The organism is Enterobacter cloacae complex sp. EB5 (genome assembly GCF_031432835.1).
Classification (GTDB): Bacteria; Pseudomonadota; Gammaproteobacteria; order Enterobacterales; family Enterobacteriaceae; genus Enterobacter; species Enterobacter hormaechei_C.
Genome location: NZ_CP133860.1, coordinates 1,546,128 through 1,571,748 on the forward strand (window position 1 = coordinate 1,546,128; position 25,621 = coordinate 1,571,748).

Here is a 25,621-nt window from a genome sequence, read left to right on the forward strand (position 1 = left end):
AGATAAGAGATGGTGACGGTTAGCCAAATTTCAATCGGTTTGCACGGATATTTTTTCTGGAAATATTAAAGCGGTGACATATTTCACAGATTAATAATTATCATGAAATCGGGTCGATAATAAGTGATCCAGCTTACGGCAATTCGCTATCATCAGCATATGATCTCGAACATCTGGCCGATTGAGGGAATAATCGTCGGTCATAAAATATTCAAAACCACATATATACTGTGTGTTTAGTACAATCCATCGGCAGCTTGAAAAGAAGGTTCACATGTTAAACAACATTCGTATCGAAGAAGATTTGTTGGGTACCAGGGAAGTTCCAGCGGATGCCTACTATGGTGTTCACACTCTGAGAGCGATTGAAAACTTCTACATCAGCAACAGCAAAATCAGCGACATCCCTGAATTTGTGCGTGGCATGGTGATGGTAAAAAAAGCCGCGGCTCTGGCGAACAAAGAGCTGCAAACCATTCCTAAAAGCGCTGCAAATGCGATTATCGCCGCGTGCGATGAGGTGCTGAACAACGGCAAATGCATGGATCAGTTCCCGGTTGACGTCTATCAGGGCGGCGCGGGCACCTCCGTCAACATGAACACCAACGAAGTGCTGGCAAACATCGGCCTGGAGCTGATGGGTCATCAGAAAGGTGAATACCAGTACCTGAACCCGAACGACCACGTTAACAAATGTCAGTCCACCAACGACGCCTACCCAACCGGCTTCCGCATCGCGGTGTATGCCTCTATCGTCAAACTGGTCGACGCGATTAATCAGCTGGGCGATGGCTTCCAGCGTAAAGCCGTTGAGTTCCAGGACATCCTGAAAATGGGCCGTACCCAGTTGCAGGACGCGGTGCCAATGACCCTCGGACAGGAATTCCACGCGTTTAACGTGCTGCTGAACGAAGAGACCAAAAACCTGCTGCGCACGTCCGAACTGCTGCTGGAAGTGAACCTGGGCGCAACCGCCATCGGTACACGCCTGAACACGCCAGATGGCTATCAGCAGCTGGCGGTACAGAAGCTGGCTGAAGTATCCAACCTGCCGGTTGTGCCTGCGGAAGACCTGATTGAAGCTACCTCAGACTGTGGCGCCTACGTGATGGTGCACAGCGCACTGAAACGTCTGGCGGTGAAACTGTCCAAAATCTGTAACGACCTGCGCCTGCTTTCCTCCGGTCCGCGCGCTGGCCTGAATGAAATCAACCTGCCAGAGTTGCAGGCGGGTTCATCCATCATGCCAGCTAAAGTGAACCCGGTGGTGCCAGAGGTGGTGAACCAGGTTTGCTTCAAGGTTATTGGTAACGATACGACCGTCACCATGGCCTCGGAAGCCGGTCAGCTCCAGCTTAACGTGATGGAGCCGGTGATTGGCCAGGCGATGTTTGAATCTATCCATATTCTGACCAACGCCTGCTACAACCTGCTGGAAAAATGCATCAACGGCATCACCGCGAATAAAGAAGTGTGTGAAGGCTACGTCTATAACTCCATCGGCATCGTCACCTACCTCAACCCGTTCATCGGCCACCACAACGGCGATATCGTCGGGAAGATTTGTGCCGAAACCGGTAAGAGCGTGCGTGAGGTGGTTCTCGAGCGAGGATTGTTGACCGAAGCCGAACTGGACGATATCTTCTCCGCCCAGAACCTGATGCACCCGGCATATAAAGCGAAACGATATACCGATGAAAGCGAACAGTAACCGTTCAGGCTAAGCTTCCGAAAGGCACGTCACTTGTGACGTGCCTTTTTTCTTTATGGGCGTTACCAAAACACAACAATTCAATATCAACTTGTTAATGAGCAAGGCAGGTCTTTATGTTTGGAGCAGAACTCGTCATCGTCCTGTTGGCGATTTATTTGGGCGCACGACTCGGGGGTATCGGCATCGGTTTTGCTGGCGGTCTCGGAGTGCTTGTACTTACCCTGATCTTTCAGATTAAACCCGGCGCAATCCCTTTTGACGTTATCGAAATCATCATGGCGGTTATTGCTGCTATCGCGGCCATGCAGGTCGCGGGCGGTATGGACTATCTGGTGAGCCTGGCGGAGCGTATGCTGCGTCGCCATCCGAAATACATCACCTTCCTTGCCCCGCTGGTGACCTGGTTTATGACCATCCTCGCCGGTACTGGCCATACCGCTTTCTCCACGCTGCCGGTAATCACCGAAGTGGCGAAAGAGCAGGGTATTCGCCCGTCTCGCCCTCTTTCTATTGCCGTGGTCGCCTCCCAGATTGCGATTACCGCCTCGCCCATTTCCGCGGCGGTGGTCTTCTTCGCGGGTATCCTTGAGCCGATGGGCGTAAGTTACCTGACGCTGCTGGCAATCTGTATTCCGGTGACGCTGATTGCGGTAATGATCACTGCCGTGCTGTGTAACTTCCTCGGCGCCGAGCTGAAAGACGATCCGGTTTACCAGGAGCGTCTGGCAAAAGGTGAAGTGAGCCTGCGCGGTAGCCAGGTCTTCGAGCTGAAGCCGCATGCAAAACGCTCCGTGCTGCTGTTCCTGATTGGTATCGTCGCCGTAATGTTCTACGCGACAGCCATCAGCGATACGGTAGGTCTGATCCAGAACCCGGTTCTGCCGCGTAACGAAGCCATTGTGGTGTTTATGCTGACCATCGCGACGCTGATCAGCATCACCTGTAAAATCGACACCAGCGAAGTGCTGAACGCCAGCACCTTCAAATCCGGTATGAGCGCCTGCGTGTGCGTGCTGGGCGTGGCGTGGCTCGGCGATACCTTTGTGAAAGCGCACATCAGCGATATCCAGACCGTTGCAGGCGACCTGCTGCACAACTATCCGTGGCTGCTGGCGGTAGTGCTGTTCTTTGCCGCGACGCTGCTGTACTCCCAGGCTGCGACCACCAAAGCGCTGATGCCTGCGGCACTGATGCTGGGCGTGACGCCGCTGACAGCGATTGCCTCTTTTGCAGCGGTTTCCGCCCTGTTCGTTCTGCCCACCTATCCAACCCTGCTGGCCGCGGTTGAGATGGATGACACCGGCTCAACCCGTATTGGTAAGTACGTGTTTAACCACGCGTTCCTCATCCCGGGCGTGGTGGCGATTACGCTCTGCGTGATCCTCGGCTTTATCATCGGCGGCATTGTGCTGTAAACGATTAGCCGTTGTAAAAATAGTTAAAATCGGGCCGCTCTGCGGCCCGTTTCATTAATGACCAACCGCCTTGCGTGATATAGTGAAGACTTTCGTGATGAGGAGGTCGACTTGTGAACACGCCTGATGCTGTTGTTGTACTGTGCACCGCCCCTGATGAAGCTTCTGCCCAGGATCTGGCCGCCAAAGTGCTGGCCGAAAAACTGGCTGCCTGTGTCACACTTCTTCCCGGCGCCACCTCCCTTTATTACTGGGAAGGCAAGCTGGAGCAAGAGTACGAAGTCCAGATGTTGCTCAAAACCAACCTGACAAACCAGCAGGCGCTCCTCAACTGCCTCAAGTCTCATCATCCATACCAAACCCCGGAGCTGCTGGTTCTGCCAGTGGTCCACGGCGATAACGATTATCTCTCATGGCTCAACGCTTCATTACGCTGATCCTGCTGCTGTGCAGCACGTCAGTTTTTGCCGGGTTGTTTGACGCACCCGGTCGTTCGAACTTTATTCCTGCCGACCAGGCGTTCGTTTTCGACTTTCAGCAAAACCAGCACGATCTCAGTCTCACCTGGCAGGTGAAAGAGGGTTACTATCTCTATCGCAAGCAGGTCAGCATCACGCCGGCAAAGGCGAACGTCGGCGCATTGCAGTTGCCCGCTGGCGAGTGGCACGAGGACGAGTTCTACGGTAAGAGCGAAATTTATCGCCAGCGCTTAAGCGTGCCCGTCACGGTGAACCATGCCGATAAAGGTGCCACATTAACGGTCACCTATCAGGGCTGCGCCGATGCGGGCTTCTGCTATCCCCCTGAAACAAAGGTCGTTCCGCTTAGCGAAGTGAAAGCGGCGGCCTCCCCTCACCCCTCAGGGGAAATGGCCAGTGTGAGGGGTGAAGGCGTAGCCGCTTCAGACCTTCCGTTCTCAGCGCTTTGGGCGTTATTGATTGGTATCGGCATCGCCTTTACGCCCTGCGTGCTGCCCATGTACCCGCTTATCTCTGGCATCGTGCTGGGCGGTAAACAACGCCTTTCCACTGCCCGCGCGCTGGTGCTGGCCTTTATCTATGTGCAGGGCATGGCGTTAACCTACACGGCGCTCGGCCTCGTGGTCGCCGCTGCCGGGTTGCAGTTCCAGGCCGCCCTTCAGCACCCTTATGTGCTTATCGGTCTGTCAGCGGTGTTTATTCTGCTGGCGCTGTCGATGTTTGGCCTGTTCACCCTGCAACTGCCTTCTTCCCTGCAAACCCGTCTGACGCTAATGAGCAACCGTCAGCAGGGTGGCTCTGCGGGCGGCGTGTTCACCATGGGTGCCATCGCCGGGCTGATTTGTTCCCCCTGCACCACCGCGCCGTTGAGCGCCATCCTGTTATACATTGCCCAGAGCGGCAACCTGTGGCTCGGCGGCGGCACGCTGTACCTCTACGCGCTCGGCATGGGCCTGCCGCTGATCCTGGTGACGGTGTTTGGCAATCGTCTGCTGCCGAAGAGCGGTCCGTGGATGGAGACGGTGAAAACCGCGTTTGGTTTTGTCATTCTGGCGCTGCCGGTATTTCTGCTGGAGCGCATCATCGGTGATGTGTGGGGTACGCGTCTTTGGGCGATGCTCGGCGTGGCCTTCTTCAGCTGGGCGTTTATCGTGAGTCTGGGGGCGAAGAAACCGTGGATGCGCCTGCTACAGATCCTTCTGCTGGCGGCCGCGCTGGTGAGCGTCCGTCCGCTACAGGACTGGGCGTTTGACACCCCGGCAGGTCAAACGCAGGCGCATCTGAATTTTATACAGATTAAGAACGTGGATGACCTCCACCGCGCTCTGGCGCAGGCGAAAGGCAAACCGGTCATGCTCGATCTCTACGCCGACTGGTGCGTGGCCTGCAAAGAGTTTGAAAAATACACCTTCAGCGATCCGCAGGTACAACATGCGCTGAGCGATACCGTTCTGCTCCAGGCGAACGTTACCGCCAACAGCGCGCAGGATAAGGCTCTGCTGAAGCAACTTAACGTGCTCGGGCTGCCTACCATCCTGTTCTTTAATGAACAGGGGGAAGAACAGCCGACGCAGCGTGTAACCGGGTTTATGGACGCGACTGCATTCAACGCGCATTTGCGCAATCGCCAACCGTAAACAACACTTTAGACGGGACAAACCGTTGGGAATAGCGGAGGAGATAACCGTGCAACGCGAAGACGTACTGGGACAAGCCCTGCAATTGCTTGAGATTCAAGGGATCGCCAGCACCACGCTTGAGATGGTCGCCGACCGTATCGATTACCCTCTGGATGAACTTAAGCGCTTCTGGCCGGATAAAGAGGCGCTGCTGTATGATGCCCTGCGCTATCTCAGCCAACAGGTGGATATCTGGCGCAGGCAGCTGATGCTGAATGAAGAGCTGACCACCGAGCAAAAGCTGCTGGCGCGCTATACCGCACTGACGGAGTGTGTTACCAACAACCGTTACCCAGGCTGTCTGTTTATCGCCGCCTGCACCTACTATCCGGATCCCGGGCATCCCATCCATCAACTGGCAGATCAGCAAAAACGTGCCGCGCACGAGTTCACACACGAGCTGCTGACCACACTTGAAGTGGATGACCCGGCAATGGTCGCGAAGCAGATGGAGCTGGTGCTGGAAGGTTGCCTGAGCCGCATGCTGGTGAACCGTAGCCAGGCGGATGTGGATACGGCGCATCGTCTGGCGGAAGATATTTTGCGGTTCGCGCAGTGTCGTATGGGTGGTGCACTGACCTAAGCCAGCATTCCCGTCCAGGCGGAAATAAACAAACACAGCGCCATCGCACGCTGAAATCGCACCATCGCCACGGTGGTGCGGAAAATCCGGTTCACCGCCTTCCCCAGCCACGCCCAGCACAACAAACAGGCCACGGAAATCGCCAGAAACCATAGCGCCATCAGCGCAATATCCCGTAATGCATGGTCGCTTGCCGGAGCAAACAGGCTGACAACTGCCAGCGCCATCATCCACGTTTTTGGGTTTACAATCTGTAATAACGCCGCCGCCCGCGCGGTAAACCGGACATGGCGTCTGGAGGAGAGGTTCGCGGCCGGGGCGCTAAACAGCTGCCAGCTCATCCAGGAAAGCCACAGCACGCCCGCCCAGCTCATTACCTGACGTATCAGCGGATACTGGCGTAACACTTCTCCTGCCCCAGCGCCTGAAACCAGAACAATAGCGCTGGCGGCAATACACCCGCCCAGGATCGCAGGAACCGTATTTTTTACGCCAAAGTGCTGACTGTTAGCCAGTACCAGAATATTGGTTGGCCCCGGTGTAATCGAGGCGACAAATGCAAACAGCAGGAAAGGTAATAAATTCACAGGTGACTCCTTTTTTATTAGAGCCACGAATGTGCCGTTATTTTCTGGAAACGTCTGGAAGGTTTGTGCACAACCGACGGTAGTGTGCCGGAGAAATACGGTATGCCCGCTGGAACCAGCGACCAAGATGGCTTTGATCGGCAAAACCTACTGCCGTTGCAACATCGACAGGCAGTTCCCCACACGCCAGCATCTGTCGGGCCTTTGCTAGGCGCAGCTGGATAAGCCAGGCGTGCGGCGCCAGATGAAATTCGCGCTTAAAACAGCGGGTGAGCGTAAAGCGATCCGTACCCGTCTCACGGGCAAGGTCTGACAGCCCCACGTTCTCGCCGATATGCGCATAGAGATAGTCGCGGGCACGATGCGCCACAGCGGAGCTTTGTAGCTGAGACGGGAGTTTCTTACGCCAGTGGCAGTGGGCAGTGATCTGAGAGAGCAGGTTATCCATTGTGCTCTGTTGGACGATCTTCATCTCATCGTTATGCAACGAGGCAAATGTATCACCGATAGCACGCACCAACTGAGGCTCTCGCGTCAGCGTTTGGGCAAAGTGGAGGGTGTAGCTCCCGGGAGTAGAGTCGTACAGCCCTTGAAGCGTACGGGTGAGCCAGTGTTCATCCAGATAAAAGGTAAGATAAGTAAAGCCCCCCTCTACCGGTGCATCACCGTCATGGATCTCCCCGGGCTCAAGTAAAAAAGCATCGCCCGGCTGGCTACGGTGGCGTTCACGGCGACAGTGGAACTGCTGGGTGCCGGAAAGGGTTATTCCGACCAGATAGCTATCATGCCAGTGGGGATCAAAGGCATGTCCTTCGAAATGCGCCTTAATTGTCTCAATACCTGTTTCTGCATGCTGACGCAGCTCAAGCCAGTCGTTTGCCATACTGCCCTCCTCTTACCGTCAGCATTGTCACATCTTGCCTGAACTGTCTGGAAGATTTGTGCAATTCCAGGGCACAAACGGACAGATTGCCGCAAACTTAAGCAGTTGAACAGCTTTTCCCGAAATAATGTTGACGATCGCGCGCGATTGCGGTTTAATGCGCTCCGTTGCCCGGATAGCTCAGTCGGTAGAGCAGGGGATTGAAAATCCCCGTGTCCTTGGTTCGATTCCGAGTCCGGGCACCACTATTTAAAGAACCCAGCCTATAGCTGGGTTTTTGCTTTTCTGTATCCGCTACGCATTGAATTTTCCCTTCTGTCAGGTAATAGTGATTTTTTCCCCTGACAATGAAAATGATATGACCTTATCTGCTTTAAAAGTCGGGTCACTGCTCCTGCTGATGATCCTGTTTTATACCGGCCTGTTCACGAGCGATCGTGTCACCTGGCTGATGGAGGTGACGCCCGTCATTATCATCATCCCACTTCTGCTTGCCACGCACCGGCGATACCCCCTGACTCCCCTTCTCTATACCCTGGTTTTCTTCCACGCCATCATTCTGATGGTTGGTGGTATGTACACCTATGCAAAGGTTCCGGTTGGTTTTGAGGTTCAGGAGATGCTCGGGCTTAGCCGAAATCCGTATGACAAGCTCGGTCACTTCTTCCAGGGGCTGGTTCCCGCACTGGCAGCGCGAGAAATTCTGCTGCGCGGTGGGTATGTTCGTGGACATAAGATGACGGGATTTCTGGTGTGCTGTGTTGCTCTGGCCATTAGCGCCACCTATGAACTCATTGAGTGGTGGGCAGCTTTGGCGATGGGACAGGGTGCGGATGATTTTCTGGGGACGCAGGGCGATCCATGGGATACCCAGTCTGATATGTTTTGCGCGCTGCTTGGTGCGTTAACGACGGTGCTGATCCTTGGGCGTTTCCATCAGCGGCAATTGCTTCGTTTGAATATTTGTCAGGGATAGTACGCTCTGAGTTGCCGGGAGGCGGCTTCGCCTTACCCGGCCTGCCGTTTTTCAGCAAACAAACGCAAAAAGGCCATCCTTGCGGATGGCCTCTTCACTTGTTTGATGCCTGGCAGTTCCCTACTCTCACATGGGGAGACCCCACACTACCATCGGCGCTACGGCGTTTCACTTCTGAGTTCGGCATGGGGTCAGGTGGGACCACCGCGCTAAAGCCGCCAGGCAAATTCTGTTCATCTGTATCAGGCTGAAAATTTCGTCTCTTCGCCAAAACATCTTCGGCGTTGTAAGGTTAAGCCTCACGGTTCATTAGTATCGGTTAGCTCAACGCATCGCTGCGCTTACACACCCGACCTATCAACGTCATCGTCTTTAACGTTCCTTCAGGAGACTTAAAGTCTCAGGGAGAACTCATCTCGGGGCAAGTTTCGTGCTTAGATGCTTTCAGCACTTATCTCTTCCGCATTTAGCTACCGGGCAGTGCCATTGGCATGACAACCCGAACACCAGTGATGCGTCCACTCCGGTCCTCTCGTACTAGGAGCAGCCCCCCTCAATTCTCCAGCGCCCACGGCAGATAGGGACCGAACTGTCTCACGACGTTCTAAACCCAGCTCGCGTACCACTTTAAATGGCGAACAGCCATACCCTTGGGACCTACTTCAGCCCCAGGATGTGATGAGCCGACATCGAGGTGCCAAACACCGCCGTCGATATGAACTCTTGGGCGGTATCAGCCTGTTATCCCCGGAGTACCTTTTATCCGTTGAGCGATGGCCCTTCCATTCAGAACCACCGGATCACTATGACCTGCTTTCGCACCTGCTCGCGCCGTCACGCTCGCAGTCAAGCTGGCTTATGCCATTGCACTAACCTCCTGATGTCCGACCAGGATTAGCCAACCTTCGTGCTCCTCCGTTACTCTTTGGGAGGAGACCGCCCCAGTCAAACTACCCACCAGACACTGTCCGCAACCCGGATTACGGGTCTACGTTAGAACACCAGCCATTAAAGGGTGGTATTTCAAGGACGGCTCCACGCAGACTGGCGTCCACGCTTCAAAGCCTCCCACCTATCCTACACATCAAGGACCAGTGTTCAGTGTCAAGCTATAGTAAAGGTTCACGGGGTCTTTCCGTCTTGCCGCGGGTACACTGCATCTTCACAGCGAGTTCAATTTCACTGAGTCTCGGGTGGAGACAGCCTGGCCATCATTACGCCATTCGTGCAGGTCGGAACTTACCCGACAAGGAATTTCGCTACCTTAGGACCGTTATAGTTACGGCCGCCGTTTACCGGGGCTTCGATCAAGAGCTTCGCCTTACAGCTAACCCCATCAATTAACCTTCCGGCACCGGGCAGGCGTCACACCGTATACGTCCACTTTCGTGTTTGCACAGTGCTGTGTTTTTAATAAACAGTTGCAGCCAGCTGGTATCTTCGACTGATTTCAGCTCCGTCCGCAGGGACTTCACCTACACATCAGCGTGCCTTCTCCCGAAGTTACGGCACCATTTTGCCTAGTTCCTTCACCCGAGTTCTCTCAAGCGCCTTGGTATTCTCTACCTGACCACCTGTGTCGGTTTGGGGTACGATTTCGTGTTACCTGATGCTTAGAGGCTTTTCCTGGAAGCAGGGCATTTATCACTTCAGCACCGTAGTGCCTCGTCATCACACCTCAGCGTTAATAAGGTACCGGATTTACCTGGAACCTCCGCCTACATGCTTAAACCGGGACAACCGTCGCCCGGCTGACATAGCCTTCTCCGTCCCCCCTTCGCAGTAACACCAAGTACAGGAATATTAACCTGTTTCCCATCGACTACGCCTTTCGGCCTCGCCTTAGGGGTCGACTCACCCTGCCCCGATTAACGTTGGACAGGAACCCTTGGTCTTCCGGCGAGCGGGCTTTTCACCCGCTTTATCGTTACTTATGTCAGCATTCGCACTTCTGATACCTCCAGCATGCCTCACAGCACACCTTCAACGGCTTACAGAACGCTCCCCTACCCAACAACACATAGTGTCGCTGCCGCAGCTTCGGTGCATGGTTTAGCCCCGTTACATCTTCCGCGCAGGCCGACTCGACCAGTGAGCTATTACGCTTTCTTTAAATGATGGCTGCTTCTAAGCCAACATCCTGGCTGTCTGTGCCTTCCCACATCGTTTCCCACTTAACCATGACTTTGGGACCTTAGCTGGCGGTCTGGGTTGTTTCCCTCTTCACGACGGACGTTAGCACCCGCCGTGTGTCTCCCGTGATAACATTCTTCGGTATTCGTAGTTTGCATCGGGTTGGTAAGCCGGGATGGCCCCCTAGCCGAAACAGTGCTCTACCCCCGAAGATGAGTTCACGAGGCGCTACCTAAATAGCTTTCGGGGAGAACCAGCTATCTCCCGGTTTGATTGGCCTTTCACCCCCAGCCACAGGTCATCCGCTAATTTTTCAACATTAGTCGGTTCGGTCCTCCAGTTAGTGTTACCCAACCTTCAACCTGCCCATGGCTAGATCACCGGGTTTCGGGTCTATACCCTGCAACTTAACGCCCAGTTAAGACTCGGTTTCCCTTCGGCTCCCCTATACGGTTAACCTTGCTACAGAATATAAGTCGCTGACCCATTATACAAAAGGTACGCAGTCACACCACGAAGGTGCTCCCACTGCTTGTACGTACACGGTTTCAGGTTCTTTTTCACTCCCCTCGCCGGGGTTCTTTTCGCCTTTCCCTCACGGTACTGGTTCACTATCGGTCAGTCAGGAGTATTTAGCCTTGGAGGATGGTCCCCCCATATTCAGACAGGATACCACGTGTCCCGCCCTACTCTTCGAGTTCACAGCAAGTGTGCTTTCGTGTACGGGACTATCACCCTGTACCGTCGGACTTTCCAGACCGTTCCACTAACACACAAGCTGATTCAGACTCCGGGCTGCTCCCCGTTCGCTCGCCGCTACTGGGGGAATCTCGGTTGATTTCTTTTCCTCGGGGTACTTAGATGTTTCAGTTCCCCCGGTTCGCCTCGTTAACCTATGTATTCAGTTAACGATAGTGTGACGAATCACACTGGGTTTCCCCATTCGGACATCGCCGGGTCAAGGGTTCATATCACCTCGCCGGCGCTTTTCGCAGATTAGCACGTCCTTCATCGCCTCTGACTGCCAGGGCATCCACCGTGTACGCTTAGTCGCTTAACCTCACAACCCGAAGATGTTTCACTTCTGGTTGCGAAAATTTGAGAGACTCGAACACACATGAGCTGTGTGTCGTTTCAATTTTCAGCTTGATCCAGATTTTTAAAGAGCAAATATCTCAAACATGACTCGCAAGTCAGTTTTGAGATATGACGGCAGGTGACTTTCACTCACGAACCAGCAAGTGGCGTCCCCTAGGGGATTCGAACCCCTGTTACCGCCGTGAAAGGGCGGTGTCCTGGGCCTCTAGACGAAGGGGACGTACAGTCTCAATCGCAAGACGCCTTGCTATTTACTTTTCATCAGACAATCTGTGTGGACACTACAAAGGCAGGTTCTTTAAGGTAAGGAGGTGATCCAACCGCAGGTTCCCCTACGGTTACCTTGTTACGACTTCACCCCAGTCATGAATCACAAAGTGGTAAGCGCCCTCCCGAAGGTTAAGCTACCTACTTCTTTTGCAACCCACTCCCATGGTGTGACGGGCGGTGTGTACAAGGCCCGGGAACGTATTCACCGTGGCATTCTGATCCACGATTACTAGCGATTCCGACTTCATGGAGTCGAGTTGCAGACTCCAATCCGGACTACGACGCACTTTATGAGGTCCGCTTGCTCTCGCGAGGTCGCTTCTCTTTGTATGCGCCATTGTAGCACGTGTGTAGCCCTACTCGTAAGGGCCATGATGACTTGACGTCATCCCCACCTTCCTCCAGTTTATCACTGGCAGTCTCCTTTGAGTTCCCGGCCGGACCGCTGGCAACAAAGGATAAGGGTTGCGCTCGTTGCGGGACTTAACCCAACATTTCACAACACGAGCTGACGACAGCCATGCAGCACCTGTCTCAGAGTTCCCGAAGGCACCAATCCATCTCTGGAAAGTTCTCTGGATGTCAAGAGTAGGTAAGGTTCTTCGCGTTGCATCGAATTAAACCACATGCTCCACCGCTTGTGCGGGCCCCCGTCAATTCATTTGAGTTTTAACCTTGCGGCCGTACTCCCCAGGCGGTCGACTTAACGCGTTAGCTCCGGAAGCCACGCCTCAAGGGCACAACCTCCAAGTCGACATCGTTTACGGCGTGGACTACCAGGGTATCTAATCCTGTTTGCTCCCCACGCTTTCGCACCTGAGCGTCAGTCTTTGTCCAGGGGGCCGCCTTCGCCACCGGTATTCCTCCAGATCTCTACGCATTTCACCGCTACACCTGGAATTCTACCCCCCTCTACAAGACTCTAGCCTGCCAGTTTCGAATGCAGTTCCCAGGTTGAGCCCGGGGATTTCACATCCGACTTGACAGACCGCCTGCGTGCGCTTTACGCCCAGTAATTCCGATTAACGCTTGCACCCTCCGTATTACCGCGGCTGCTGGCACGGAGTTAGCCGGTGCTTCTTCTGCGGGTAACGTCAATTGCTGAGGTTATTAACCTCAGCACCTTCCTCCCCGCTGAAAGTACTTTACAACCCGAAGGCCTTCTTCATACACGCGGCATGGCTGCATCAGGCTTGCGCCCATTGTGCAATATTCCCCACTGCTGCCTCCCGTAGGAGTCTGGACCGTGTCTCAGTTCCAGTGTGGCTGGTCATCCTCTCAGACCAGCTAGGGATCGTCGCCTAGGTGAGCCGTTACCCCACCTACTAGCTAATCCCATCTGGGCACATCCGATGGCAAGAGGCCCGAAGGTCCCCCTCTTTGGTCTTGCGACGTTATGCGGTATTAGCTACCGTTTCCAGTAGTTATCCCCCTCCATCAGGCAGTTTCCCAGACATTACTCACCCGTCCGCCACTCGTCAGCAAAGCAGCAAGCTGCTTCCTGTTACCGTTCGACTTGCATGTGTTAGGCCTGCCGCCAGCGTTCAATCTGAGCCATGATCAAACTCTTCAATTTAAAAGTTTGATGCTCAATGTTTCTTTATTTCTAAAGAAAAGAACTTCGTAATGAATTACGTGTTCACTCGTTGAGACTTGGTATTCATTTTTCGTCTTGCGACGTTAAGAATCCATGTCACTTTGAGTGCCCACACAGATTGTCTGATAAATTGTTAAAGAGCAGTGCAACGCGGCTTTCGCTCACCGTTGCGAGGTGGCGTATATTACGCTTTCCTCTTTCAGAGTCAACCCGTTATTTCAGGATTTTTTCTCTTCAACCGACCGGGTTGTCTGTGAAGTGATTCACATCCGCCGTGTCGATGGAGGCGCATTATAGGGAGTTCCCGAGCGACCGCAACAGAAAAGTTGCAAAAAAATGACTGACTGCTGTATTCCCCAGCAAAACCCCGCTTTATACCTTTTTACGCACAGACTTATCCACAACCCACTGACGATCCCGGTGTGATCCAGCGATTTGAACACTATACTAGCGGCAAATATTTCTCTCGCGGGTCAACCTCATGACGACACAACGACTTCAACGTGACTGGCGTCTCCCAACCGCCGGGCTCGCCGTGCTGGCGTTACTTATGGCAGGTTTTGCACTGCATACACACTGGAATGCTTTTATTCAGTGGTGCCTCGCCACCCAGATCACCCTGCACCGATATCTGGTGATGTATCTGCTGCAACTTAATAATCATCAGTACAGCGGTGGGCTGTGGTTGTTAACCGGTGCGTTTCTTTATGGTGTCCTCCATGCCGTTGGACCGGGACACGGCAAATTCATCGTCACCACGTATCTCACTACCAATAAAGAGAGCCAGCTCGCGGCGCGCGTCGTACCGTTTATCGGTAGCCTGATGCAGGGCGTCAGCGCGATCGTCTTTGTCTTTATCCTGGCGGTTGGATTGAACCTCGCGTCAGGAGATATCAGCACCAGCCGTTGGTACGTCGAGAAAATCAGCGCCCTACTGATTGCCGCCTTCGGTGCATTTATCATTTATCAGGCGCTCAGCAGCCTGCGTCCGCGCAAAATGGCGATTAGCGCCATCAAGCCGCTTCACCAGCATAATGAACGCTGTGGCTGCGGCCATCACGGCGTAGGGGTGGATCTGGCTAAAAGCGACTGGAAAACCCGTCTGGGCGTGGTGCTGGCCATTGGCGCACGCCCGTGCAGCGGGGCAATTATGATCCTGATGTTCTCGAATGCGCTCGGCATTATTAGCTGGGGGATTGCTGCTGTGATGACAATGTCACTGGGCACGGCGCTGTCGATTATGGGGCTGTCGCTGGCAGTACGTTACGCGCGTGAACGCACAGTCGCCTGGTTTGGTGGCGGCACGTCCCTGAACTGGGTAATGCCGATGGTCAAAATTGCCGGAGGGATTGTTCTGATACTGTTCGCGACGATCCTGTTCCTGACAGTGATCCCCGTCAGCGCTGGCGGCGACTACATCGCCGCAGGATGCTAATAAAAGAAAACCCGCCAGCGGCGGGTTTTTTATCACTCGTTAATTCGTGGGTGCTGATCAACAAGGCGAGAACGTTTTTTCTGGAGCGCCTCAATCTCTGCGTCAATATCTTCAATCTTCTGCTCTACATTATCGTAGTGCTCACGCAGGATCTCTTTCGCTTCCTGAATATCAGACGCCGCAGGCGTTGCCCCTTTCAGCGGACGATTCGCCGTCTCCTTCATGGTAATACCGGTAATCAGGCCGATCACCGCAATGACCATCAGATAATAAGCAGGCATCATCAGGTTCTGCGTGCTCTCCACCAGTGAAGCAGCAAGCGTCGGCGTCAGGCCCGCAATCAGAACGGAGATATTAAAGGCTGCCGCCAGAGCACTGTAGCGAATATGCGTCGGGAACATTGCCGGCAGCGTAGAAGCCATCACCCCGATGAAGCAGTTGAGGATCACCGCCAGCATCAGCAGGCCGGCGAAAATCAGCCCCAGCACATTGCTGTTAATCAGAATAAAGGCCGGGATTGCCAGTGCGAACAGGGCGACGCTGCCGAGAATAATGAATGGCTTACGGCCAAAGCGGTCGCTCAGCAGACCCATAATCGGCTGCACAAACAGCATACCCACCATGATGGCGATAATAATCAGCACACCGTGGTCTTCCGAATAGTGCAGGTTATGCGACAGGTAGCTCGGCATGTAGGTCAGCAGCATGTAATAGGTGACGTTGGTGGAAATCACCAGACCAATACAGGTCAGCAGGCTGCGCCAGTGTTTGGTCGCAATCTCCTTGAACGATACTTTCGGGCCATCCTGTAACCCTTCACGGTCACCCTGCTCCAGCTTTTCAACGTGCTGCTGGAACGCAGGCGTCTCTTCCAGGGCGTGACGCAGGTAAAGCCCAATGATGCCCAGCGGCAGCGCCAGGAAGAACGGAATACGCCAGCCCCAGTCAAGGAAGTTCTCTTCACCCACTACGGTTGAGATCAGAACCACAACCCCCGCGCCCATAACGAATCCGGCAATCGAACCAAAGTCCAGCCAACTGCCCATAAAGCCGCGTTTACGGTCCGGAGAATATTCGGCTACAAAAATCGATGCGCCGGTATATTCGCCGCCAACGGAGAAGCCCTGCGCCATCTTACAGATCAACAGCAGAATCGGCGCCCATATACCAATAGTCGCATACGACGGAATAAGGCCGATACAGAATGTACTTATCGACATGATGACAATGGTAATCGCCAGGATCTTCTGGCGACCATATTTATCACCCAACATGCCGAAGAAAAGACCACCAAGAGGGCGAATCAGGAAGGGAACGGAGAACGTACCCAGCGCGGCAATCATCTGCAAGCTGGGATCGGCACCGGGGAAGAACACTTTACCAAGTGCATAGGCCACAAAGCCGTAAACACCAAAATCGAACCACTCCATCGCATTACCGAGCGAGGCCGCTGTAATCGCTTTGCGCAGTTTCGCGTCATCAATAATGGTGACATCGCGCAGCGTGATGGGTTTTACCTTTTTCCTTCTAAGCATAGCTTTCCTCGTAGACTCAGCCCCGTCCGTTTCACAGCGCATTTTGCAAGCTGTGAACCAGAGATCCGCTCCATGCGAATCTCCTTATTCAAGCGTAGCAGGTTTACTTACATTGACGTTTTACCTCAATACAACCGAACCTGTTGACGCCTGTCTGGGCAGTTAAAGACCTTTTTACCCTACCAGCGTTTATATATGTGATCAACTTCACATATATTTTTCCTGTTCGTAAGTTGCCTTCAGCTTTTGTCAATTCACGATTAATAAGGTCATTCTCAACCCCCTTATCAAACAGATCTTAACGCCCGTTATTATTCCTCCCCAAACAAAATGTAATCACATTTCTTCACAGCGAATTTACACAAAATTTAATTATTAACCGTGGGCAAACCTGTTTCCATTCAATATGTGACGAAGATAACTAAAACAATGTTTTATTTTCATTGAATCACAATTCCAAAGATCGCATGATAAATCCGAACACGATATCTCAGCGGCTTTCAAATGAAGGAATACTGAACGCCTGAATTTCGCTTTACAGCATAAGTAACGAATCGATTGGCCCCAGAAAAGGCAATCATTTGAATTTGTTGATCTAATTTTTGAGATTTCCGCCAGCCACGCGGGCGAGATGTGAGGGTTAATGATGAAGATTAAAGCAACTATAGAACGCATCCCGGGCGGGATGATGCTGGTCCCGCTGGTACTTGGCGCGATATTAAATACGCTGGCCCCGAATACCGGTGCTTATTTTGGCGGTTTTACAAAAGGTATGATCACCGGAACGGTACCGATTCTGGCAGTCTGGTTCTTTTGCATCGGCGCATCTATTAACTTGCGTGCAACAGGTACGGTATTACGTAAATCAGGGACGCTGGTCATTACTAAAATTGCGGTCGCCTGGGTTGTTGCGATGATCTGTGCGATGTTCATTCCGGAGAATGGAATTCAGACTGGCTTCTTCGCCGGATTATCCGTTCTGGCCATTGTCTCAGCAATGGATATGACCAACGGCGGTCTCTATGCCAGCCTGATGAATCAATATGGCACCAAAGAAGAATCGGGCGCGTTCGTGCTGATGTCCCTGGAGTCGGGTCCGCTGATGACGATGTTGATTCTGGGTTCTGCTGGCCTTGCCTCCTTTGAACTCCACCATTTTGTCGGGGCGATCCTGCCGTTCCTGATTGGTTTTGCGCTGGGTAACCTCGATCACGATCTACGCGATTTCTTCAGCAAAGCCACCCCGGTACTGATCCCGTTCTTCGGCTTCGCGCTGGGCAATACCATCAACCTGAATGTGATTCTGGAAACCGGCCTGCTGGGCATTGTGCTGGGTGTTGCCGTCATCGTCATCACGGGTATTCCGCTGATTATTGCAGACCGCGTCATCGGGGGCGGCAACGGAACCGCGGGTGTGGCCGCCTCTTCGGCCGCAGGCGCTGCGGTAGCCAACCCGGTGATTATCGCCCAGATTAACCCGGCCTTTGAACCCGTAGCCGCTTCCGCCACGGCTCTGGTTGCCGCCAGCGTGATTGTGACGGCAATTCTGGTCCCAGTCATCACGGCACTGTACGCCAGACGCTTTGGGCATGTGCCTGAGTCCCGGACAGAACCTGAAGCGGTAGAAATGCACCACTAACCCTTTCGCCCCCTCCTTACAAAGAGGGGGCAATCACGTACCAAATATCTCTTCCACCATGCCATCCACCAGCCGTTTTGCCGAACAGAGTCTCGGCATCCCCAGCGCGACCGTTTGCCAGCTCTGCGTCACTGACCAGCTCACCGGATGTTTATCCGCCTGACACCAGTCCCCCAGCCAGCCCAGCATATCTTTATAATCAATCAGACCGGGAGAAGCGGGCGTCGTCAGCCACTGATGGTAAAAATGCCGGGTGGTGGGAGAAGCATTAATCCCCTGAGCCAGATAGTTTGCGGCCATGCTGCGCAGATTATCTTTCAGCATGGCCGCCACATCGCTATTCGCCAGACGACAGGCATCGCCAAACGCCCCCCAGCGCAACTCTTCCAGCACGATAAAGCAGCGGCCAGCCAGCGACCAGCCGTCATACTGCCCGGCTCGCCAGCGGGTAAAAATTTGCTCGCTGTGCTCACCCGCCTGAACCGTAAGGCCGCGCTGCGCGAGCGCTTTCTCTTTATAGGCGGCACGCTGGTTGAAATGTGCGGAGAGCTCCTCGTACTGCTGCAACAATCCGGGTGGTTGAGGGAGGCGTGGATTCACCTGCTGGCGCAGGGCTACCAGCCTGTCGGACATACGGGTCAGCGCAAGGTGTCCGGGGTCGAGCATACCGGTCAGTTTCTCCGCCAGACCCAGCCGCAGCGCTGCATTTTCGTTGAGCATTCCCGCCATTGCCCACGGTCGCAGCCGGGTCTGCGTAATGATCTCCTGCGTCAAACGCTCACGAAATTGCAGTTGCTGTGGCCCCAGGAGGGCGTGACGTGCAGCGTCCGCCCCCTGGACCAAATCGACCATAAATTTTGGATGAATACACTCCAGCGTCCGCCCGGGACCGTCCAGTAGCTGTGTTGTCATGGTTGCTCTGCCGCGAATAAGGTTTGAATATCATCGCGTAACAGTCGGGTATCTTCCTGAATCCACGCCGCAGTGGTCATACTTTGCTTCAACAACTGGCTAAGCGCCCGGGTTGAATGCTCATTCTGTTGCCGCACGGCAAGGCTATCACGCAAGCTTTCCTGTAACCCGGTCAGGCACAACGAAAACTCTGCAAAGAACGTTGCCATACCTGCCGTAACAGAGACATCGACCTGCGCGGCCAAAGCTTTACGAATTTGATCGCAAAACTGATCGGTATGTTGCGTAAATTTGCCATGAAGCTGAGCGATGTCGATGACATAGCGTGTGCGCGTCACGACATACTCCTCCCAGCCCCAGCCGGGATTATTGAGCCAGCGCGAGACGGTATTACGTACGCTGCCTGCCCCTGCGGGCTGACTGGCGGGAGGGGTATCCTGCACAATGGCATCATTAAATAAGCCGCGCGTATTGAAATTAAGCTGGTTCGCCTGAAACGCCGGGAAGCTGATCCGCGCCCGAAATCCGGCATGACTGAGCTGCTCCTTGATTCGCGTCTCGATAGGGCGCATCGCCTCATTCAACGATCGGGCGAGCGTAGACTCCAGCTGATCGAAGCGTAACGCCAGCTCCCGGCCAATTCTGCTCTGCGCATTCAGCATAATCTGCTCGCATGACGATCGGATTTTGCTCAGGACAATCTGCGCCTGCCCTTCATCGTCAAGCACCAGCTGCTGGATCGCATCCGCGTCGTCTGCACGCAAACTGGATGGCTCGCGCCCTGCTAAATCAAGAATAGACGGACGGCTAAAAATGTCGCCCAGCGCCTGGTGAAGTTCACCTTTCTGGCGAAGCAGGAAAGCATCCGTTGCGTTGAGCGCCTCTTCAACTTCATGCTGGACCTCATCGCTCACCACGCTCTGCCGCTGACGCAGCATCGTCATATCCTCTTCCAGGCGCGTAATATTCAGCTCCAGCTCATCAAAAGCGACCGTCAGTCCCTGATGGCGAAAATCCAGGTATTCTCTGGCATTTTGCGCATAGTTCAGCAGCTTATGCGATGCCGATCGCAAAGCGAACAGCGAGGCGTTGGCGTAAGCCGCGTAAATAAGTTTGCGGATGGGTTGTTCGAACAGCGAATCCTCCCACAGCAGATCCGCCGCATGGCGAATATGGTCAATATCGTCCAGGTCGGCCGTTCGCCAGCGGCGGCCCAGCGCGGCCTCGGCAAAATCCTGTACCCAACGCTGATCCTGATGATCGGGAAGGCGCCCATGAACGTTCATCTCATAGCGGGCGCGGTTTGCCAGATAGGCCCACATGGAAGAGACCGGATAAATTTGCCCCGGAGAAATATTCCCTTTCATCAGCGTGCCGGAAATCATCGCCCGCACCTGCTCTTCATCGTCGCTGTTACGATCTTTCTGATCGAATTTATTGACCAGGGCATAAAGCGGCACGGATTTCCCGGCGGCCGAAATTGCCTGACGAACCTCCGCATCAGAAATGGATTTAAGCTGGGTGTAGTCCATCACCGCCAGCACGGCGGAGGCGCGCGCCAGCTGCTCACTGAGCATTTTTTGCAGGTGCGGCTGACCAGCCTCGTTCGGCCCCGGCGTGTCGAGCAGCGTCAGTTGCCCCAGGTGCGCATCCAGACCGGCGAGGTGCACAAACTCCACCTCAATCACCGGAATATGTTCAATCGCGGCATATTCAGAGAACGGAAACTCCACGCCCAGCGCCTGAGAAAGCCGCACCAGATCGTTCAGGCTTTTCAGACAATGAAAGATGGGCTCCGCGCCAAGGTGATGTTTTTCAAACGCCTCACCTCTTTCTATGCGCTCCAGCAGCGTATTCATGTCCTTGTCGATTTCCAGACGCCGCGCCAGCTTGCCGCGATCTTTATCGCACAGTTTTTTCTGCAACTGGGTAATCAGGGTATCGATGGGCGAAACGTGCAAAAAATGCAGCACCGGCTCCTTCTGGCCCGGCGTATGGCGGATCAGCGTGGGAAGCGCCGTCATCGGACGATTGCGGTTCGGCAGCACCTCCGTGCCCACAATCGCATTAATGGTGGTCGATTTTCCCGCTTTCATGGTACCCACAATCGCCAGTACCATTTCGAGGCGGGTTATTTTGCGTAATTCGTTATTCAGCATCGCCTGCTGAGCGTCGACACCCCGTGCGCTAAAATGTAATGGCAAAACGTTGTTATTAACGCCGCTCATGGCAGCGGTTGTGCTATCCAGCTTTGCAATCGGCATAGATTTTAATGAATCAAGATTGTTCAGCGCGAGCTGTAACAAACGTTCAGCTTCCTGGCTTAATTCAAATATGGTCTGTGTGTGCATGATAAAAGCCTTCCCTTAACGCAAATTTATTACTTTTATTAAGCCACGATGTTTTAATTATACTTTTCAGGCTTATATGATCACGTATGGAAAACATGTTCATTTAATACAACTAACTGAAGATAATGAGAATTTAAAACCCACTCTCGTAATACGTGTAAAACATCCCCTGGCCAGAAAGCCAAAAGTGAATAGACAAAACGCATTTTCAGGAAACATCAGGATATATCATCGTTATTTACCCACCAAAAAAGAGAGGTATTCCCTGACGCCAAAAGATGTATGTCGTCAGAAGAGGTAAGATAAATAACGGCTTGTTCCTTCACCTTATCCGAAATGGCACAGCGTAGCAATTTGCTGTAATAAAATATTCGATACATTTAGCATGATTACGATCGCTGCCGTTCAGGGCATACGCTTCCCTTAATTCACTGACAGTTTGTGTCATCGCTTGCGCATTTATGCGCTATTTTTATAAAACAATATCACCGACAAAAGTGGGGATTTGCGTTATACTCGCTGCCTTTTTCGGCACACTGCCGTCATTTAGCTGGCGTTTTCCAGCGTGTTAACACTTTTGAGGATACCCACATGCAACTTCCACACTGCCCGAAATGCAATTCTGAATACACCTATGAAGACAATGGCATGTTCGTTTGCCCGGAATGCGCCCATGAATGGAACGACGCGGAGCCTGCACAGGACAGCGATGCGCTGATCGTGAAAGACGCGAACGGCAACCTGCTGGCAGACGGCGACAGCGTTACCGTTGTGAAAGATCTGAAGGTAAAAGGCAGCTCCTCCATGCTGAAGATCGGCACTAAAGTCAAAAATATCCGTCTGGTTGAAGGCGATCATAATATCGACTGCAAAATTGACGGCTTCGGTCCGATGAAACTGAAATCTGAGTTCGTGAAAAAGAACTGATTGACCCGCCCGGTGACGCTTCGCTTACCGGGCGTTCGGGAACTACACTTAACGGGCTTTTCTTACGTGAGGTAAAGATTATGCCGTTAAGTCCCTACATCTCTTTCGCCGGCAACTGTGCGGAGGCGACCGCCTTCTATCAGCAGGCCGTCGGCGCAGAGCTCCTCTACAAAATCACCTTCGGCGAAATGCCCAAAGACGAAAACAGCGAAAACAGCGAAGAAGGCTGTCCGTCAGGCATGAACTTCCCAGATACCGCCATCGCCCACTCTAACGTCCGCATTGCCGGCAGCGATATCATGATGAGCGATGGTCTGCCACCCGGCAGCAGCGCGCAGTACGCCGGATTTACGCTGGTGCTCGACACGCAGGACGTGGATGAAGGCAAACGCTGGTTCGACAACCTCTCTGATGGCGGCAATGTGGAAATGGCCTGGCAGGAGACTTTCTGGGCGCACGGATTCGGGAAAGTCACCGACAAATACGGCGTGCCGTGGATGATTAACGTCGTTAAGCAGCAGCACTAATTTTCGGGCGGTGGGCAGTCTGCCTCCGCCTGTCATCAAACTCCCCTCAACTCTTCAAATTCCCGCAACCGAGACTTAACCCAAATGTCATATTGATGCGCCAGCATGAGGCCACATTTATCGTGAGGCCCGGCACATGCAAACTGTCATTCGCGTCGAGAAACTGAGCAAAACCTTCCATCACAACAAGGCGCTGCATGCCGTTGATCTGACCGTCCAGCAGGGCGAAATGGTGGCGCTGTTGGGGCCGTCTGGTTCAGGTAAATCCACCCTTCTTCGTCACTTGAGCGGCCTGATTACCTGTGACAAAACGCCGGAAAGCCGCGTCGAACTGCTGGGTAACACCGTGCAACATGCGGGGCGTCTGGCGAGCGATATTCGCAAAAGCCGCGCCCAGACGGGCTATATCTTTCAGCAGTTCAACCTGGTGAACCGCCTGACCGTGCTCGAGAACGTGCTGATTGGCGCGCTCGGCAGCACCCCGTTCTGGCGCACCTGCCTGCGCTGGTTCTCCCCATCCCAGAAGCAAGAAGCCCTACAGGCGCTGACCCGCGTCGGCATGGCGCATTTCGCCCACCAGCGCGTCTCCACCCTCTCCGGCGGACAGCAGCAACGCGTCGCCATCGCCCGCGCCCTGATGCAGAAAGCCAAAATCATTCTGGCCGATGAACCTATCGCCTCGCTGGATCCCGAGTCCGCCCGCATCGTGATGGAAACCCTGCGCGACATCAACCAGAACGACGGCATCACCGTGGTGGTGACGCTGCATCAGGTGGATTACGCCCTGCGCTACTGCGAGCGCATCGTCGCCCTGCGTCAGGGCCATGTGTTCTTCGATGGCGCAAGCCACCAGTTTGATAACGAACGTTTCGATCATCTCTACCGCAGCGTAAACCGCGTCGAAGAGCGCGCGCAGGCTGCTTAACGTCCCCATAACGAGGAATGGACATGAACTACAAAGCCGTTGCCGCGCTGGCCTTCACCAGCATGTTCAGCATCAGCACCCTGCTAAGCCCTGCTTACGCAGAGGAACAGGAAAAAGCGCTGAACTTTGGCATCATTTCAACGGAATCACAGCAAAACCTGAAGCCGCAGTGGGAACCGTTCCTGAAAGATATGGAAACCAAACTGGGGATCAAAGTGAACGCCTTCTTCGCCCCGGACTACGCGGGCATCATTCAGGGAATGCGCTTCAACAAGGTCGACATCGCCTGGTATGGCAACCTCTCTGCTATGGAAGCGGTAGATCGCGCGAACGGCCAGGTGTTCGCCCAGACCGTTGCGGCAGACGGCTCCCCGGGCTACTGGAGCGTGCTGATCGTGAACAAAGACAGCCCGATCAACAACCTCAACGACATGCTCGCCAAACGCAAAGAGCTGACCTTTGGTAACGGCGACCCGAACTCCACTTCCGGCTTCCTCGTCCCTGGCTACTACGTCTTCGCGAAAAACAACGTCTCCGCCAGCGACTTTAAGCGCACGGTCAACGCCAGCCACGAAACCAACGCCCTGGCCGTGGCGAATAAGCAGGTTGACGTCGCCACCAACAACACTGAAAACCTCGACAAGCTGAAGACCTCCGCGCCGGACAAGCTGAAGGAAATCAAGGTTATCTGGAAATCGCCGCTGATCCCGGGCGACCCGATCGTGTGGCGCAAAAACCTCTCTGAGAATACCAAGGACAAGGTCTACGACTTCTTTATGAACTACGGCAAAACACCGGAAGAGAAAGCGGTTCTGGCGCGTCTGGGCTGGGCACCGTTCCGCGCGTCCAGCGATTTGCAGCTGGTGCCGATTCGCCAGCTGGCGCTGTTCAAGCAGATGCAGGGCGTGAAGGACAACAAAGGTCTGAAGGAAGAAGAGAAGACCAGCAAAGTGTCGGAAATTCAGGCGCAACTGGACGATCTCGACCGCCTGACCGCCGCGCTCGGTGCCATGACCAGCGTGAATAAAGCGGTGCAGTAACGTTTTTCTCCCTCTCCCTGTGGGAGAGGGCCGGGGTGAGGGCATCAGCACGTACATTTCCCCCTCACCCTAACCCTCTCCCTCAAGGGAGAGGGGACTAAACCCAAAGGAGCCAACATGCAAACCATCACCCTCCCGCCGCCAAAGCGCAGCTGGTTCTCGCTCATAAGCTGGGCCGTTCTGCTGGCGGTGCTCGTTATCTCCTGGAAGGGCGCGGAGATGGATCCGCTGCTGCTCTTCAAAGATTCCGGCAACATGGCGACCTTCGCCGCCGACTTCTTCCCGCCGGACTTCAGCCAGTGGCAGGACTACCTCGGTGAAATGGCGATCACCCTGCAAATTGCCGTCTGGGGCACCGCCCTCGCCGTGATCCTCTCCATTCCGTTTGGCCTGATGAGCGCCGAAAACATCGTGCCGTGGTGGATCTACCAGCCGATGCGTCGCCTGATGGACGCCTGTCGCGCCATCAACGAAATGGTCTTTGCGATGCTGTTCGTGGTCGCCGTCGGCCTGGGTCCGTTCGCGGGCGTGATGGCGCTGTTCATCCACACCACCGGCGTGCTCTCCAAGCTGCTCTCCGAAGCGGTTGAAGCCATCGAGCCCGGCCCGGTGGAAGGCATCCGCGCAACCGGAGCGAACAAAATCGAAGAGATCCTGTACGGCGTCCTGCCGCAGGTGATGCCGCTGCTCATCTCCTACTCCCTGTACCGCTTCGAGTCCAACGTTCGCTCCGCCACCGTGGTCGGCATGGTGGGCGCAGGCGGCATTGGCGTCACCCTGTGGGAAGCGATTCGTGGTTTCCAGTTCCAGCAAACCTGCGCCCTGATGGTGCTCATCATCGTCACCGTCAGCCTGCTGGATTTCCTCTCTCAACGTTTGCGTAAGCACTTCATCTGAGAAGCGAGGCTTTGATTTG

General features: G+C 54.1%; 18 protein-coding genes, 2 tRNA genes and 3 rRNA genes. 14 read left to right on the forward strand and 9 right to left on the reverse strand.

Annotated features, from left to right (window positions below; genetic code table 11):
- Positions 1–274 precede the first annotated feature (274 nt).
- The 5 genes from aspA (at position 275) to RHN82_RS07445 (ending at position 5,870) form a co-directional block, all read left to right on the forward strand.
- Complete coding sequence (aspA, locus tag RHN82_RS07425; RefSeq protein WP_015572444.1) at positions 275–1,711, forward strand: aspartate ammonia-lyase; 1,437 nt, start codon at positions 275–277, stop codon at positions 1,709–1,711.
- Positions 1,712–1,827: 116 nt separating this feature from the next.
- Positions 1,828–3,129: an anaerobic C4-dicarboxylate transporter gene (locus tag RHN82_RS07430; protein WP_003855921.1), complete on the forward strand. Its 1,302-nt coding sequence runs from the start codon at positions 1,828–1,830 to the stop codon at positions 3,127–3,129.
- Positions 3,130–3,242: 113 nt separating this feature from the next.
- Positions 3,243–3,566 carry a divalent cation tolerance protein CutA gene (gene cutA, locus RHN82_RS07435; RefSeq protein WP_047052645.1) on the forward strand — a complete coding sequence of 108 codons (324 nt, stop codon included), beginning with the start codon at positions 3,243–3,245 and terminating at the stop codon, positions 3,564–3,566.
- Positions 3,542–5,245: a protein-disulfide reductase DsbD gene (locus RHN82_RS07440; protein ID WP_047052646.1), complete on the forward strand. Its 1,704-nt coding sequence runs from the start codon at positions 3,542–3,544 to the stop codon at positions 5,243–5,245. The genes cutA and RHN82_RS07440 overlap by 25 nt, the downstream gene beginning before the upstream one ends.
- A gap of 49 nt (positions 5,246–5,294) precedes the next feature.
- Positions 5,295–5,870: a transcriptional regulator gene (locus tag RHN82_RS07445; RefSeq protein WP_017383972.1), complete on the forward strand. Its 576-nt coding sequence runs from the start codon at positions 5,295–5,297 to the stop codon at positions 5,868–5,870.
- Here RHN82_RS07445 and RHN82_RS07450 read toward each other — a convergent pair.
- Together RHN82_RS07450 and RHN82_RS07455 are read right to left on the reverse strand one after the other, a co-directional pair.
- Positions 5,867–6,457 (reverse strand): LysE family translocator, encoded by a 591-nt coding sequence (locus tag RHN82_RS07450; RefSeq protein WP_047052647.1) that lies wholly within the window; start codon positions 6,455–6,457, stop codon positions 5,867–5,869. The two genes, RHN82_RS07445 and RHN82_RS07450, sit on opposite strands and share 4 nt — an antisense overlap.
- Before the next feature lie 37 nt (positions 6,458–6,494).
- Positions 6,495–7,340 carry an AraC family transcriptional regulator gene (locus tag RHN82_RS07455; RefSeq protein WP_047052648.1) on the reverse strand — a complete coding sequence of 282 codons (846 nt, stop codon included), beginning with the start codon at positions 7,338–7,340 and terminating at the stop codon, positions 6,495–6,497.
- Positions 7,341–7,509: 169 nt separating this feature from the next.
- Between RHN82_RS07455 and RHN82_RS07460 the strand changes: the two genes are divergently transcribed.
- Both RHN82_RS07460 and RHN82_RS07465 read left to right on the forward strand, forming a co-directional pair.
- Positions 7,510–7,585, forward strand: a tRNA-Phe gene (locus tag RHN82_RS07460).
- Positions 7,586–7,698: 113 nt separating this feature from the next.
- The gene (locus RHN82_RS07465) at positions 7,699–8,316 is read left to right on the forward strand and encodes a DUF2238 domain-containing protein (RefSeq protein ID WP_047052649.1); all 618 of its coding nucleotides are present in this window, start codon (positions 7,699–7,701) and stop codon (positions 8,314–8,316) included.
- A 107-nt stretch (positions 8,317–8,423) separates the two neighbouring features.
- Here RHN82_RS07465 and rrf read toward each other — a convergent pair.
- From rrf to RHN82_RS07485, 4 genes are all read right to left on the reverse strand, one after another.
- Positions 8,424–8,539, reverse strand: a 5S ribosomal RNA gene (gene rrf, locus RHN82_RS07470).
- A gap of 65 nt (positions 8,540–8,604) precedes the next feature.
- Positions 8,605–11,509 (reverse strand): 23S ribosomal RNA (locus tag RHN82_RS07475).
- 182 nt (positions 11,510–11,691) lie between these two features.
- A tRNA-Glu gene (locus RHN82_RS07480) sits at positions 11,692–11,767 on the reverse strand.
- A gap of 84 nt (positions 11,768–11,851) precedes the next feature.
- A 16S ribosomal RNA gene (locus RHN82_RS07485) occupies positions 11,852–13,393 on the reverse strand.
- The 16S, 23S and 5S rRNA genes sit together here with 1 tRNA gene alongside, the layout of an rRNA operon.
- 502 nt (positions 13,394–13,895) lie before the next feature.
- On the opposite strand from RHN82_RS07485, the gene RHN82_RS07490 reads away from it, so the two are divergent.
- Positions 13,896–14,849, forward strand: coding sequence for a nickel/cobalt transporter (locus tag RHN82_RS07490; RefSeq protein ID WP_047052266.1), 954 nt, complete (start codon positions 13,896–13,898; stop codon positions 14,847–14,849).
- Positions 14,850–14,881: 32 nt separating this feature from the next.
- Here RHN82_RS07490 and proP read toward each other — a convergent pair whose 3' ends face one another.
- On the reverse strand, positions 14,882–16,384 hold the full coding sequence (proP, locus tag RHN82_RS07495; protein ID WP_047052264.1) for a glycine betaine/L-proline transporter ProP: 1,503 nt from the start codon (positions 16,382–16,384) through the stop codon (positions 14,882–14,884).
- A gap of 646 nt (positions 16,385–17,030) precedes the next feature.
- Here proP and kdgT point away from each other — a divergent pair.
- Positions 17,031–18,023 (forward strand): 2-keto-3-deoxygluconate transporter, encoded by a 993-nt coding sequence (kdgT, locus tag RHN82_RS07500; RefSeq protein ID WP_047052262.1) that lies wholly within the window; start codon positions 17,031–17,033, stop codon positions 18,021–18,023.
- A 33-nt stretch (positions 18,024–18,056) separates the two neighbouring features.
- On the opposite strand, the gene RHN82_RS07505 is transcribed toward kdgT, so the two are convergent.
- Positions 18,057–18,935 carry a diguanylate cyclase regulator RdcB family protein gene (locus RHN82_RS07505; RefSeq protein WP_047052260.1) on the reverse strand — a complete coding sequence of 293 codons (879 nt, stop codon included), beginning with the start codon at positions 18,933–18,935 and terminating at the stop codon, positions 18,057–18,059.
- The gene (gene crfC, locus RHN82_RS07510; protein ID WP_047052259.1) at positions 18,932–21,286 is read right to left on the reverse strand and encodes a clamp-binding protein CrfC; all 2,355 of its coding nucleotides are present in this window, start codon (positions 21,284–21,286) and stop codon (positions 18,932–18,934) included. Before crfC ends, RHN82_RS07505 begins: the two co-directional genes overlap by 4 nt.
- 591 nt (positions 21,287–21,877) lie before the next feature.
- Here crfC and RHN82_RS07515 point away from each other — a divergent pair.
- From RHN82_RS07515 to phnE, 5 genes are all read left to right on the forward strand, one after another.
- Positions 21,878–22,213 carry a zinc ribbon domain-containing protein YjdM gene (locus tag RHN82_RS07515; protein ID WP_003860206.1) on the forward strand — a complete coding sequence of 112 codons (336 nt, stop codon included), beginning with the start codon at positions 21,878–21,880 and terminating at the stop codon, positions 22,211–22,213.
- A gap of 80 nt (positions 22,214–22,293) precedes the next feature.
- On the forward strand, positions 22,294–22,740 hold the full coding sequence (gene yjdN, locus RHN82_RS07520; protein WP_047052257.1) for a VOC family metalloprotein YjdN: 447 nt from the start codon (positions 22,294–22,296) through the stop codon (positions 22,738–22,740).
- Positions 22,741–22,876: 136 nt separating this feature from the next.
- Positions 22,877–23,665 carry a phosphonate ABC transporter ATP-binding protein gene (phnC, locus tag RHN82_RS07525; protein WP_003860210.1) on the forward strand — a complete coding sequence of 263 codons (789 nt, stop codon included), beginning with the start codon at positions 22,877–22,879 and terminating at the stop codon, positions 23,663–23,665.
- Positions 23,666–23,688: 23 nt separating this feature from the next.
- Positions 23,689–24,705 (forward strand): phosphonate ABC transporter substrate-binding protein, encoded by a 1,017-nt coding sequence (gene phnD / locus RHN82_RS07530; RefSeq protein ID WP_032104778.1) that lies wholly within the window; start codon positions 23,689–23,691, stop codon positions 24,703–24,705.
- Positions 24,706–24,822: 117 nt separating this feature from the next.
- On the forward strand, positions 24,823–25,602 hold the full coding sequence (gene phnE / locus RHN82_RS07535; protein WP_017382653.1) for a phosphonate ABC transporter, permease protein PhnE: 780 nt from the start codon (positions 24,823–24,825) through the stop codon (positions 25,600–25,602).
- Positions 25,603–25,621: the final 19 nt, after the last annotated feature.